Genomic DNA, 14,048 nt, shown 5'->3' with positions numbered 1-14,048 from the left:
TATTTTTTTTACCGGTGATTAATTCCCAAACGGCTCCTGGCTGATTTATACGGGCTTCACCCTTTGAGCTGCCGACTCCGGCGCTCTTTTCTTCTTCCCTTTCTCCAGTATGTTCAGGATATCTTCATTACGGATGATCACCATGCCGTGCCGGTCATCTGTAATGCCTTTTTCCAGTGTGTAAGTATATTCCGGTACATGGTTGTTCATTCGTGTGGGCAGGTAAAGAAAGTCGATATTGCTTTTTTTCTTGAGCTCCTCTCCTGCTTCCACGATATGCGAAGAAATAATGAACATGCTGTTTTGTTTTGTTGCAAAGCCATTTGTAACGGCAACAGTGGCTTCATGGGCGTCTTTTACATTGGTACCGCGGAACAGTTCATCGAATAAAATAAAAAATGATTGCCCCGAGCTTAACTCTGTCGCCATTTTTTTCACCCTCAGCACCTCCGCATAAAAATGGCTGGCGCCCATGCCCAGGTTATCGGGCAGGTTCACCGTGGTATAAATACCATCCATAACGGAGAAGGTCATAGCTTTTGCGGCGACCGGGAACCCCATATGCGCCAGGTACAAAGCGGTACTCAAGGAACGGAGAAAGGTGGACTTACCAGCCATATTGGCACCGGTCAGAAAAATCACATTCTGTGCAGCGTTCATCGTAATGTCATTGCCAACCGGGTGCTTTAATGCCGGATGATACACGCCTTCCAGTTTGAGTTCGCACAATCCCTTGTCCAATGCCTTGGGGAAAATAAAATTCCTTTCTGTAGCTGTTTTGGCAACGGACATATACACATCCAGGTAGTAGATATAGCCTAACAATTTTTCCACCTTGGGCCGGTCGCTCACCCTGAACAGGGCATCATAAGCTGTAACAGCGCCATAAGACAGTTTTCCTTTAGGCTGTTCTTTGAGTGCAGGCTCAAAAACAGGATCCGCCAGCAACCGGGTAATAGCTTCACACTCCGATGCGTAAGCAGGTATATTTTTCACCTCGGGCTGCTCAACAAATTTTTTTGTGAGCCGGATAAGTTCTATTACTGCTCCCACCCCGTTTTGCACTTCTTTTTCACCGAGTAAGGTGGGATCGTTTTTGCTTTTTGCATTTTTCCCCCCGCTGATAAGATACTTCTCCGCCATGTCAAATAACGAAGCGTTGTAAGGAAAGGACATGCCCAGCCGCTCAAAATTTTCGATGATGCTGCTGCGCCGGTTGATAGTGTCCTTATCAGACAAAGGGCTGCGGAACATCTCTTCCAGTAAGGCTTCTCCGCCCCTGGTATGCGAGCGGTTATAGATATCATAAATCCCGCTGCCGCTTTTCTTTCCAAATATTCCAAGGTCGTCTATGGTTTGTTCGTCGGTTCGTAACATCTGATGTGTATTTAGTAGAAGTATGCTTATTTGCGTTTCCTGCGGATCAGTAGTATGGTGCCCAGTAACAGTATTACACCCGGCAGCACCCATATGTATACGATTTTCTGTACACCGGCAACTGCCGCATTGATCTGCAAACGGGTATCTTCCGGTTGTGGACGCGGTGTATAAACAGGGTACCGGTTGTAGTTTAACCAGCTATAAAGTGCCCTACCGACAGCGTGGTCCCCCGTCTGGTTGTTACTCAGAAAATCAGCATCGCCACACACAACGATCCGTTGCTCTTTCGCATGAATGGACCTTGTTAATTGCACCATGGTGGGAAAGGAAGCTTGTTTTATATCGCCTGCCAGCGGGTTAAATGGAGGAAGCGTGGAATCCGTTACCAGGTCGCCCGCTTTCAGCCATACACGACCAGGACTGGTCATAGCCAAGGGCGCCACCTTAAAGGCGCTATCCCCCGCGCAGGAAATTCCCGCAACCCCGCGCATCTGCGTTTGTACTGAATCAAGGGTATTATGCGCCTGTAGCATCTTCCGCAAGTACAGCACCAGTGGCTCTTCAGCAAGACCGGCAGCCGTTGCTGTCAGATAGGGCATTACCCTATCGGGGGTTTCATTATACGTTGGCTGCACCAGCTGCCCATTCATCAGTTGCACGCCCATTTGCTTCAGCAATGGGTTGAGTACATATTGTTTGCCGGGTTCACCGGTGATCAGCATATTACCACCTGCATCGATATAGTTTTTAAGTTTATCATACACAGCAGCACTCAGGTCCATTTTGGGATCGGCCAGTATAAGCGCTGTAATCCCCTCCGGAATATGCTGCGTGGCAAGGTTGATGGTATCTACGTCAAAGCCCATATTCACCAAAGCATTGCGCGCTATTTTTAACGTGGTATGAAAAGCATATTCCCGCTCCCCTTTTTTATAAATATTGCGCTCAAGCTCGCCGCTTACAAATAATAACTTTGGTACATCTCCATATAATAAATGCTTAAGGGCCGCATTCATGTTCTGCTCATCGGACCATACAAAATTATCTTCAAAAGTGCGCAGGTATTCGGTGCGTCCCTTGTATTTTAATTGCATGATCAGGCGATAGCCCTCCGGTTTAAGATCAATCATCTTGCGCATTTCTTCCGGTGTCTTAAACATCGACAGGTCTATGTCCAGCGATTCTGCAAACTCCGTTGCAATCTGTTTCAGGCTTTTACCAGGAAGCATTTTATACAATGCGCTGTCCGTTGCTTTAGCGTCGTTATCGTAATAGTATTCATACTTAAATGAGATACCAGGCTTAAAACGTAAATAGGCTTCCCAGAAATCGCCCAGGTAATTTACATTCCGTACTTCGGGAAGTCCACTAGCTACCATGCGGTCTACCAGGTTGGTATACAGCGTCACCTCCAGCGTGGTATCACCCATTTCCTTCAGGAGCTGCTGTGTGCGGGGATGTATGGTATTCATTTTGGTAGCGGAGGTATCCCAGTAGCCGGTGAGTGCCGGGCGGGAAGTGACATAGCCAATTATAAGCGTTGCCGCAAAAACGCCTGCAAAGCGTCCTGCTTTTATATACCAGGGTTTAACTTCCCGGGCATTCCTTAGTTTTATCAGTGTAAAGCCAACGAACATCGATGAAACCACTATAAAATAGATGACATCTTTAGTGGTGACCAATCCCTGCAACATTTTCCCGGTACGGTTTTGAAGAGACAGGAAATAGGTAAGGTCCCTTACAAAATCATATTTCTGCCACAGTCCACCGATCCGGCTGAGGATAAAAATGATCGTAAAACTGGCGAGCGCCGATACGATCTGGTAAGTGGAAAGACTGGACATAAACAACCCGATGGCTGAATAAGCACATACAATCAGGTAAAAACCCAGGGCGGCAGAAAACAATATGCCATAATCAGCATCTTTAATATTAAAAATACCGGTGATCATAAAAATTCCGATGATCCCTATCAGCAGCAGGCTGTAAAGCATAATACCCAGGTATTTTCCCAGTACAATCTGCCGCAGCTGAACCGGCGAAGAATACAATAACTTAACCGTCCCGTTATTGATTTCCCGGCTCACCAACCCCATAGTGAGCAAAGGGATAAAGAGATACAGGTTTCCTATCGCACGGGAGAATATGCCACCCATCAGGAAAACCTTGAGGGTTAATGATTCCGCCGCCATCGATATTCTGGGCATGGGATAGTTTTTCAGCACCATATCCTGGTAAAGTGCCAGGTCATAAACAGGCCCCGTATACACGAGCGCACATTGCACCAAGAACACGATGATCAGAAACCATGCAATGGGCGAGTAAAACAGGTACCGGAATTCATTCTTTGCAATTCTAAATAATAACTTCATGGGTGCGCTTATTTATTTCCTTTTTCTCCTGATCAGCAATACAGTGCTCAGGAAGATTAATATACCAGGCAATACCCACAGGTATGCTATTCGTTGTACCGTTGCCCTGGCCGGGGTGAGCAGCAGCATATTGTCGCTGGCATACGGATAGATTGAGTAAAGCGGCATACGGCCATCACTCAGCCACCAGTAGAATGTTCTGCTCACCCAACCCGCGTATGATACCCTGTCGCTGAGAAAGTCGGCATCACCACACACAATCATCCGCTGTTCCCTGTTATTGATTTGTCGCGTTAGCTGAATACAGGTAGCGAAAGCGTTAAACTGAATGTCGCCTTCCTGCGGACTGAATACCGGCGCAACGGAGTCCGTCACAAATTTTCCGGCTTTTGACCATACGGCTCCGGGAACCGTTGCAAACAATGGCTTTGCGGTAAAGCCACTGTCCGTTGAATAAGCAATTCCCATAGCGGAAGGCATCTGTATTTTCAGCGTATCATCATACACGCCATGAGACCATAAACGATTCATCAGCAAGGCGGGTTCTTCATGCGCAATACGGAGGCCTGCCGCCGTCATATAAGGCGTCAGCATATCCGGCGCGTTATTATAGCCGGGCTGTGCCAGCTTGCCGTTCACGTACTGAACCCCGGTCACCTCAAGTACGGGGTTCAAAATATGTTGTTTACCGGGTTCGCCCAGTATCAGCATATTACCACCCCTGCTTATATAGCTTTTAAGTTTGCTCAATGCAGCAGCGCCTAATTCCATTTTTGGATCGGCCAGTACTACCGTGGTCACATCAGGCGCAATGTCCTGTGTAGACAGGTTAACGGTGTCCACATCAAAGCCGGTATTCACCAATGCCCCGGAATTATCGTTGTTTATTACCTGGAGGAACAACTCCCGTTCTCCACGCTTGTAAATACTACGTTCCAGGTCTCCGCTAACAAAGGCTACTTTCGGCATTTTAACACCCCGCAGCCGTTCCAGTGCTACATCGATATTTGCAGGGCTGGGCCATTCGACACTGCCATATGTCCGCAGGAAAACAGCGCGGTCCTTATATTTCAGTTGCATCACAAGGCGGTAACCTTCCGGTTTAAGATCAATGAGCTTGCGCATCTCCGCCGGAGGCTTAAAGGAGGATACATCCACTTTGAGTACTTTCGCTACTTCCCCTGCTATCTGTTCCAGGCTCTTTCCCGGAAACTGTTTGAAAACAGTGTTGGTCGCGTCGGTGCTGTCAACGTCGTAATAATATTCATACTTAAAATCGATGTTCCAGTTAAAACGGAGATAATTTTCCCAGCAGCGCTTCAGGTAAATATTGCGCCATTCCGGAAGGCCATGCTGCGCAGCGGCACCAAGTAAATTGGTGTACAGCGTTACTTCAAGCGGACTATCGTCGAATGATTTGATAATTTTCTGTGAGTGCGGAAGGAGTGTATTGATTTGCCCGGCGGTGGTATCCCAATACCTGGTAAAGCGGGGACGCGAACTGATGTAGCCCATCAACAGGCCCACCAGGATCACTGCCACGTATCTGCCGGCTTTTACAAACCAGGGTTTGGCTTCACGCCCGGCCTGCAGTTTTAATAACGTAAAACTGATAAACAGGTAAATGATAATAAGGTAGTAGATCACATCTTTGGTAGTGATCAGGCCAATCACCATTTTTTCAGTACGTCCCGCAATAGAAAGGAACCAGGTAAGATCTCTTATAAAATCATACTGTTGCCATAAGCGTCCGATGCTCATCAATACAAAAAACACTGTAAAACTTGCAATGGCAGACACAATGGGATAAGTTGTCAGACTGGACATGTAAAACCCGATAGCCGTAAATGCGCATAACAACAGGTAAAACCCTAACAGTGTCGATAACAGCGGGCCATAGTCGAGCGATTTGATATCGAAAAACCCCGAGATAATAAAAATGCTGAGGATAAGCACCAGCAGCAGGTTATAGATCATCAGGGCAAGATACTTCCCCAGGATAATCCGGCTTAGTTTAACCGGTGAAGAGTACAGCAGTTTAATAGTCCCGCTGTTGATCTCGCGGCTGATGATCCCCATGGTAAGAAGGGGCACAAACAAATAGATGCTTTGTAATACATTGATCAGGATACCATCGCCATCCAGGTAAATACTTGAGGTTCCGGATTGCGTGGCGCGCCAAACCCAGTTAGGATCATTGGAATACGCCAGGTGGGCCAGCTTGGCCCAGTTATAAGTGGTGCCGGTATAAAAATACGCGCACATCACCAGGAAAACAATCAGCAGAAACCAGGCTATTGGTGAATAGAACAGGTTACGAAGCTCATTCTTTGCTATTTGAAATATCGTCTTCATTAGTTGCGCTTTATTGTGGAGACTGGGAGGATAGTTGTTTGAAAACATCATCGAGCAGGCCCTTATCAAGCGCTATCTCTTTTAATTTCCATCCTTGTTCCACGCTCGCTGTTATCAGCCGGTCCGAAATATCTTCATGACTGCCATCGAAATAAACCCTCGCCTGTTTGTCCGTCATAAATTCCACCTGGGTAACGCCCTGAATTTTTAACAGGTCGCTTTTCTGCGGCGGGTTATCCATGCGCAAAAGCATAATTTTCGACTGCACGTAATTATTGAACGCATCCATACTGTCTGAAAACACCATCCGGCCCGCCTCTATCATGATGATCTCTTTGCAGAGCAAATTGATCTCGGACAAGATATGCGAGGATAAAAGCACGGAATGATCGATGGCTATTTCCCGGATCAGTTTTCTTGCTTCAATCAACTGGTTGGGATCAAGCCCGTTGGTAGGTTCATCCATCACCACAAGTTTGGGCTTGTGAATAATGGCCTGCGCAATACCAACCCGCTGACGGTAGCCACCTGACAGGTTTTTGATGAGCCGGGAGCTGAAGTGTGTGATGCCACAACGTTCTTTGGCTTCTTCCACAGCCGGTTTGATCTTATCATTTTCCATCAGCCTGAGTTGCGCGCAGTAGGTGAGGTATTCGTCGATGGTGAGATCCGTGTACAACGGAGGATTCTGCGGTAAGAACCCGATCTCTTTCTTCGCCGCCTCCGGATGCTTTCTGAGATCAATACCATTGATATACACGCTTCCTTCCGTTTGATTCAGCACACCACAAATAATATTCATGGTGGTAGATTTGCCGGCGCCGTTTGAGCCCAGCAAGCCTACTATGCCTGATTGCCCCACTTCAATGTTGATGTCGCGGATGGCCCATGTACTGGAATACCGGTGAGAAAGATTTTCCGTTCTTAAAATGGAAGTCATAAATATTCGTTTGACAATTTGCTTGTTAAATACACTGCGATGATGGCTTATGCCGCAATTACCGTGTTTGAGGGCCGCCGGCAGCAGGCGTATTCAGTTTATTCAATTCTTCCGCGTGTGCCTGCAGGTTGTTGCTCATCATTTGCGCCGATTCCATCTGTAACTGGGCAGCAGTGGTCAGCTGTTTCTTTCCGGCCGATGTTTTGTAGAATGCCGTCAGCACCTCAATTTCTTCCGTACTGTAATATTTTGCGTACAACTTCAGCAGGTCATTTTTGCAGGCCGGATACGATGCGTATTTGATAAAAAAGGCCCGCACTTCTTCCTTCTTTCCAGCCAGTTGCGGTGATCCTGCAGCGGTTTGATCTGCCGCTACAATAGCTGATTGCTTATAGGCTTCTTCCAGGTTCATCGCAGCAAACAACTGCTCTATTTTCTGGTATTGTTTCGTATTATCCTGTTGTGCGTGTGCAGCAAATGTTCCGCAGATGATCATAGCGGCCAGTAAGAGTGTTCTTGATTTCATGTTTTTTTTATTAATTGTTGAATAATTTCTTTGTCTTTAGACATAGCAAACCCTGTTTCATGAAATGCTCCATGAATTCATTCACCCATCCGGATTAATGACGGCCTTATTTCAGCGCCAATTTCATTAATTCAGACACACCTGATTTTAAAGGGAATATTGGTTTGCCGTTTGCCTGTTGCTGTATAGTATATAAACTATCAGACTTCACTTTTGTACTAGTGCGATTAAAAAATATATTGTTAAAAACGAAAAATAAAATGAAGAGGGTAACACCGCCAATATGTTCTCTTATATATTGAACGGCCCTGCTCAGATGGTTTTTAACCGTATGCGGAGAGATCTTCAAATGATGCGCAATTTCATCCCTGGTGAGCCCGCCCACTTTGCTCAGGTGGTATACGGCCTGTTGTTGTTCAGGTAGCCGGGCATATATTTTATTTAAAACGATCCTGTTTTCTTTTTGTACCAGACGCTCTTCCACTTCGGTAGAAAATTCCTGCTGCGATGTACGTAAAGAAGCATATACCCTGGTTTTGCAGGACTCTCTTTTCAAATGGCCCATGGCGAGGTTAGTAGCCACTCTATATAACCAGCCGCCCACATTATCCGGTGTGATTGCCACCCGTTTTTCCCACAACCGCAGGAAAGTTTCCTGTACAATATCCTCCGCTGTTTGCCGGCTCCTGGTGATATAGGTAATAATGGTGAGTAGCTTCGTGGAATAACATCGTACGATTTCATTAAATCCTGCTTCGTCTTCAAAACATATACGCTCTGTTCCCGCTTCATTGGCGGGACGTAACTGATTTTCTATCGACTGATTCATCGTTATCATGACGCTGATTTTACCGTGGGTTCTGTATAATAGCGGGGTTATTAGCAATAATGAGGGGCGAAAAAGGCATCAGGTAGCGCGGTGAATTAGCGGTTAATGTGGCCTTCAGCGTAGTGCCGTTATCGGCGAACCTTTGCAGCGTTTGTGCAAAGCGGCTGTCCCTGTTCAGCCTTTTCAGATCAAAGAGCCGGAGCCCTCCGTGATAAAAGAGTTCCCTCCTTCTTTCCTGTAGTACCGTGGTCAGTACATCGGTAGTGCTGTTCAGCGGGGCATAGGTAACGAGGCGATTTTTTCTAAGCTCATTCACCAACGCCAGCGCTCCCGCTGCATCCTGCTGCCTGGCGAGGCATTCTGCTTTTATCAGCATTACTTCCGGTACGCCAAGGCTATAATCATAGGCTGTTCCGCTAAAGGCGAGGCCGTTAATATAAAGACCCCCATCTGCAAAATTGTTGAGCAACCTTATATCGTTGCTGTCCAGTACGGCACGAAGGCTGGGACTAATATTAAACCCGGTATGCCGGATGTTGTAGAAATCATAATCGATGCACAGCCTGGCAAGTAATATTTCCGGATTCTTCGACAGGTCGAGCAGGCTGGAAGACGGCGCATAATCCCGGGCGTATTTCAGCAGCTGGCTGTTAATGGCTAATGCTGATTGTGCGGCGTTGAGTGCATCGGGATATTTACCCATGTTCAGATAAATTCTTGCCAGTAATGCATACCCCGCTGCTTTGCCGGGATGCACCACATCCCGGCCCATACCCGGTAAACCCGGCGTGGCTACTGCAGCCGTCAGATCGCTGATAACCTGGTTGTATACCTGTTGTACGGTAGCCCTCACCGGTTGTGCACTGGCATCAGGAAACAATACCAAAGGAACAGCCAGGTCGGCGGCAGCTGTTGCCACCTGGTAATCGGTTCCATACAAACTGGCTAATTGCAGGTAATACCATGCGCGGTTAATTTGCGCCTGTGCACGGATCACATTTTTCTGTTGTTCGCTGCCTGCTGAACGGCCTATCCGTTCCAATATAATATTCATTTGCAGGATACGGGTATACGACGCGTTGTACATAAAGTCTGCATCACCTGGTTTCCAGATCGTTTGTTCCCATAAATAAGAACGCGTATAGGATGAAGCGGCATCGGCAGACAGGTGCGCATCTTCCAGCCGTACATCATCACTCATGAAGTCGGCCAACAGGTAATTGCATATCGCCATGGAATCATTATTCAGCATCTCTTCAAAATCCCCCAGGGTAGTAGGATTGATGCTGGTAGTGCTGGGACGCACATCAAAGAATTTTTTGCAACCAGCCGACAGCAGCAGGAGTATGCAAAGCACAGCGATCATCACTGACAGGCTACTATGCCGGAGAAGTTTTCTTTTCATATTCGTTCGTTGTCGCTTGTTTAAAATTTCATATTAACACTGAACATATATTGCCGGGGAACCGGCAGCCCTATCTCCCCTGTATTTGCCACCGCCTGGGGATCCACATGCAACCTGTTGCTGGTCCATAAAGCGGCATTCAGCATTTGCAGGGATACCGTAAGATCTTTGATAAAGTAACGCTGCAGTATTTCACCGGACAATACCTGCCAGCCTATCTGTACCTCCTGCAAACGGATATTGTCTGCAGACATAATACTGTTCGATGAGTTCTGAATAATGAATTTCCGTGTACTGCCTTCATCTGCATTTCCCGACATCGCTGCGATATCTGTAAAGGCCTCGTCTCCCGGTTTCCGCCAGCGGTCGCGGATCAGCAGGCTGTTGTCAGCCGTTCTGGAGGGAGACGGCAGGTATTCCCGCATCACGTGACCAAAATTCAGCAGCAATGTTGCTCTCAGGAAAAAACCTTTATAGTCCCATTCCTGTATAAGACCACCTGTAAAGGGCGCACGGGTAACGCCGCTGTACACCAGTGAGGAAGCCAGTGTGGCGCTGTCGGGGCTGGCTGTCTTCTGCCCTTTGGCGTCATAAATCATGGGGCTTCCTGTAGCATCCAGTCCGGCCCAGCGATAACTCCAGAGGTTTTCTGTGCTGTAACCGTTGCGATAGTCCGTTAAATAACGTGCGGATTGTGAAAAATTCACCAGCGGCACTTTTTTCGCGATATTCTTATTATAGGCGCCGTTGAGCGTAATCACGTATTTAAAATCTTTCTGCTGCAATACTTTTATTTGCAAGTACATCTCTACTCCTTTTTTCACTATCTCACTATAACTGATTTTTGTTCCTAAGCCGGTAGAAGGATCAGTAGGTACCGGGATAAAATTATTGAGCCCCGAAGTGTTTGTCTGGTAATAGCGGAAGTCGAAAAGATAACGGTCATTGGCCAATCCCAATGTTGTATGCGCTTCCATGTTTCTTATTGTTGGCGGAAGCTGTCCGAAGTTGCTATTTACCGCCATCGTAAATCCGCCGCCGGATAACGGTGCATTGGTACCTGTCATTATTTCCATACCTTGGAAACCACTGATATTTTGCAGGGTAAAATCCGCCATTAATTTGCTGATAGCGCCGGCATGGAAATACGATTCCCTGCCGATGTCATAAGCAACCCTGACATTTGTTTGAGGATTCCCGTCCAGCGAATAGCCATAACCTGCATATAAATGCAGGAGTCCCTCTCTCAGTCTCACCCGTGCGTTTGCGCCCACATAATTTTTTATTTCAAGGCCGTTGGTGCTATTATCTCCGCTATTATTATTGATGCGCAGGCTATTGTAGCTGATGTCAAAAGTATAACGGTCGTCCAACAGGCCTATCCCGAGCTTCTCATACACGTTGTACGAACTTTGTCCGCTTTGCTGGGGCAGGTTAAAACGGGTTACCCAAACGCCATAGTTATTCCAGTTGCTTTGACGATTACGCTGGGCGGCAATTTGCGTGGATAAACCGGGTATGCTGATTCCATTTACGCCGGCCGACAGGGCCACATTACTGACCCAGGAAGGAGCCTGAAAAAAATGGTTCCTGCTTAACCGCCAGGTGGCATCCGCGGAATAGTTAGTAAGGTTGGTATAGGGATGCGGATTGCCATAGTCAGGATTTAACGTTGTATTGTACTTGCCGCTCAGTATATAAGTATCGTCATAGGAATAAGAAAAGCTGCCGTTCCAGTTGAGCCCCCGCGAGATAGTAGTATCGCCTGCCTGCGGCGTTAGTAATGTATTCGGATAAACCATTCTGCCATAGGTACCTTCCCAATACCTGTCGGGCAGGCTGAATAAATTGAGGACACCTGCAGTAGGGTCGGGCGATGGCAATTGCACCGCCTGGCCCTGGCGGGTTTGTTTATTATAACCATAAATGGACGAATAGGAAGGACTGCGTGACGCATTACCAAAACCGCCGCCGCCCAGTGTTACAGCGAGGCGGTGCTTCCCGAAACTTTTATCAAACAGCAAAGCGGATCTCAGATTCCACTCCTTGTTTTTTAAAGATGGTTTTTGCATAATGCCACCACGGGGCACGTAAAAATCAATGCCGGTAAGGGCGCCGAAGTCATCGAACACAGGACTGCCGTATTCATTTACCAGCTGCCTGGCCGTGCTGGACGCTGCGTCCTGCAGGTTCTCTGTTCTGCCATTCAGCAGATCATATTGCAGTGAAGTGGACCAACGGAGAGAGGGCAGGATATCCCAGTCGGTAGTCAGCCTCGACTGCACCTGGAGGTTTTTGCTGATCCGGCTGTTTATCCGTGCATCCTCCAGCATATTGGCGCCATGATCTTCATACCCGTATTTCTTAAGGGCCGTATTGGCATCCGGGTTAAAGGAAGAATAATCGTATACATACTTCCCGGTTTCCGGATCAACAAGCAGCTGGTAAGGTTGCAGGTTGCGGAAGTCGGCGTTGGCCCCGGCCCTGGCTGTAGTTTGAGCAACATTCACATACCATTGCGCGCGCAGTTTATTTTTAAATAATAAGAAGTCGTTGTTCATATTCAGGCTGAACGTCCGGCCATAATTGTCCAGGGCGCTGCTACGGTCGGTGTTGTAAATACCGGCTGCCCTGAAGCGCCAGGCATTGCTGCCTCCTGAAAGGGTAAGCATCTGGTTTTGGTTAAAGGAATTTTGTTGCAGCAGCTTTAACTGGCTTTCATTGGATAGCCTGGCCAGCGAATCCAGTTGGGTGTTATAGTCATGCTCAGACAGTGTGCCCAGCTGCCAGCCATAAAATATACGCTCAGCAGGATTGAGACTAAAAGCTACACGTGGATCATTTTTATTTGCCAGCACCATAAACCCCGAATCGGATGCAGACCTTAAATAGTCGATCATATCGGCGGAAGAAGCCAGGCGTAGTTTACTGTGGTTAAACCGGGGCGCCGCTGCATAACCGAAGTTGGAACTATAGCTGAGCTGCAATTTTCCCTTCACGGCGCGCTTGCTGGTGATCATAATAATGCCACCGGTGGCGGCAGGTCCCCATTTGGTCAGTTCTTCGGGGTCTTTGATCACTTTCACCGATTCTATATTGGTCATCGGGTAATTGGCAGGAAACCCATCCTGCGGAAAACCATCAATGATGACCAGCATACCCGACGTGTTGCCACTAAATCCACTTACGCCTCTTAATTGGGGAACCAGGCCATTACTACCAACGGAAGTGCTGTAATTAAAACGAATGCCATCCACACCTTTCATAGAATTGATCCACGAATCAAAGGTTGGATAACCGGTCGACGAATAGATGCTCTGATATTGATTATAGTGTGCCCGTAGAGCTTCAATAGTGGGTGTGTAGGTGCCTGTTATGGGTACTCCACGCCCGGTAAAGTCGATGGACTGCAATGTTTGCTGACTCTGAGAAGAATTTTGCAAAGTGAGGCCGGGGATGCTGCCCTGTAGCAATTGCCCGAGGTTCAGGTGCGTCCGGTGGGTCATGTCGATGGTATCCGTAAAAGGTGTTCTTTTCCGGCTCATGTCAATGTCGTCAATCACTACGGCATTCATTTCAATGGGCGCCACTTTCATCGTTACTTTCAGGCTCACTTCACCATTATACCGGACTTCTACATTCCTGTGCCCGATGGCGCTGAATATAAGCTTGTCGCCTTTCTGCCCATATATTTGAAAGGTACCGTCGGCATTGGTAACGGAAAATGTTTTCTGGTGCGACCCGCCGGATATGCTGGTAACAGTTACACCTTGCTTGGGAATGCTAATGGAATCAACCACCAGTCCTCCTATCAGGATATCTTCGTCCGGCAACGCTGCCGGCGATGCCTCCCTGCCCTCTTCTGACCCGGCAGATTTTCTTTTAATACCAATGTTGTTACCGGAAATAATGTAAGATAATGGTTGGTTTTTCAGGCAAATTTCAAGAACATCACGGATCGCGGCATTGCTCACCTGGATGCTTACGGGCGCTGTTTTATCCAGCACACCTTTCTCGTAAAAGAAGATATAATCCCCTTGTTTTTTGATAAGATTGAATATCTTTTTTAAGGGCGCATTCTTTTCATTCAGCGTAATCTGTTGCGCCGCTGCTATAGTACTTGCGAATACGCCCGCAAATAACAATACTGATACCGTAATCGTCTTTAGCAGAAAAATCTTCGTCAGCTTTTTGTGATGTTTAAAAAATACAGGGACCTGTAATGAATAAAAATTCATAGT

8 protein-coding genes are annotated in these 14,048 nt (G+C 47.2%); all 8 read right to left on the bottom strand.

What is annotated here, in order from left to right:
* Positions 1-45: 45 nt before the first annotated feature.
* The gene (locus tag AB6805_RS23870; RefSeq protein WP_370911969.1) at positions 46-1,377 is read right to left on the bottom strand and encodes a DNA mismatch repair protein; all 1,332 of its coding nucleotides are present in this window, start codon (positions 1,375-1,377) and stop codon (positions 46-48) included.
* 26 nt (positions 1,378-1,403) lie between these two features.
* A complete protein-coding gene (locus AB6805_RS23865; RefSeq protein ID WP_370911968.1) occupies positions 1,404-3,752 on the bottom strand; it encodes a Gldg family protein in 2,349 nt (782 codons plus the stop codon).
* A gap of 12 nt (positions 3,753-3,764) precedes the next feature.
* A complete protein-coding gene (locus AB6805_RS23860; RefSeq protein WP_370911967.1) occupies positions 3,765-6,107 on the bottom strand; it encodes an ABC transporter permease subunit in 2,343 nt (780 codons plus the stop codon).
* 10 nt (positions 6,108-6,117) lie between these two features.
* Positions 6,118-7,047 carry an ABC transporter ATP-binding protein gene (locus AB6805_RS23855; RefSeq protein ID WP_370911966.1) on the bottom strand — a complete coding sequence of 310 codons (930 nt, stop codon included), beginning with the start codon at positions 7,045-7,047 and terminating at the stop codon, positions 6,118-6,120.
* Positions 7,048-7,105: 58 nt separating this feature from the next.
* Complete coding sequence (locus tag AB6805_RS23850) at positions 7,106-7,573, bottom strand: DUF2059 domain-containing protein (protein ID WP_370911965.1); 468 nt, start codon at positions 7,571-7,573, stop codon at positions 7,106-7,108.
* A 106-nt stretch (positions 7,574-7,679) separates the two neighbouring features.
* Positions 7,680-8,411, bottom strand: a complete 732-nt coding sequence (locus tag AB6805_RS23845; RefSeq protein WP_370911964.1) for an RNA polymerase sigma factor — start codon at positions 8,409-8,411, stop codon at positions 7,680-7,682.
* 10 nt (positions 8,412-8,421) lie between these two features.
* Positions 8,422-9,807, bottom strand: a complete 1,386-nt coding sequence (locus AB6805_RS23840) for a RagB/SusD family nutrient uptake outer membrane protein (protein WP_370911963.1) — start codon at positions 9,805-9,807, stop codon at positions 8,422-8,424.
* A gap of 20 nt (positions 9,808-9,827) precedes the next feature.
* Entirely contained in the window at positions 9,828-14,045 is a 4,218-nt protein-coding gene (locus AB6805_RS23835) for a TonB-dependent receptor plug domain-containing protein (RefSeq protein WP_370911962.1), read from the bottom strand.
* Positions 14,046-14,048 lie beyond the last annotated feature (3 nt).

Source organism: Chitinophaga sp. RCC_12 (genome assembly GCF_041360695.1).
Classification (GTDB): Bacteria; Bacteroidota; Bacteroidia; order Chitinophagales; family Chitinophagaceae; genus Chitinophaga.
Note: the sequence above shows the minus strand (reverse complement) of the source record. Positions and strands in the feature narration are given on the sequence as shown.

Excerpts from the sequence above, each read along its gene's own strand:
- AB6805_RS23870 (WP_370911969.1), bottom strand. The coding sequence starts at position 1,377 with ATGTTACGAACCGACGAACAAACCATAGACGACCTTGGAATATTTGGA.
- AB6805_RS23865 (WP_370911968.1), bottom strand. The coding sequence starts at position 3,752 with ATGAAGTTATTATTTAGAATTGCAAAGAATGAATTCCGGTACCTGTTT.
- AB6805_RS23860 (WP_370911967.1), bottom strand. The coding sequence starts at position 6,107 with ATGAAGACGATATTTCAAATAGCAAAGAATGAGCTTCGTAACCTGTTC.
- AB6805_RS23855 (WP_370911966.1), bottom strand. The coding sequence starts at position 7,047 with ATGACTTCCATTTTAAGAACGGAAAATCTTTCTCACCGGTATTCCAGT.
- AB6805_RS23850 (WP_370911965.1), bottom strand. The coding sequence starts at position 7,573 with ATGAAATCAAGAACACTCTTACTGGCCGCTATGATCATCTGCGGAACA.
- AB6805_RS23845 (WP_370911964.1), bottom strand. The coding sequence starts at position 8,411 with ATGATAACGATGAATCAGTCGATAGAAAATCAGTTACGTCCCGCCAAT.
- AB6805_RS23840 (WP_370911963.1), bottom strand. The coding sequence starts at position 9,807 with ATGAAAAGAAAACTTCTCCGGCATAGTAGCCTGTCAGTGATGATCGCT.
- AB6805_RS23835 (WP_370911962.1), bottom strand. The coding sequence starts at position 14,045 with ATGAATTTTTATTCATTACAGGTCCCTGTATTTTTTAAACATCACAAA.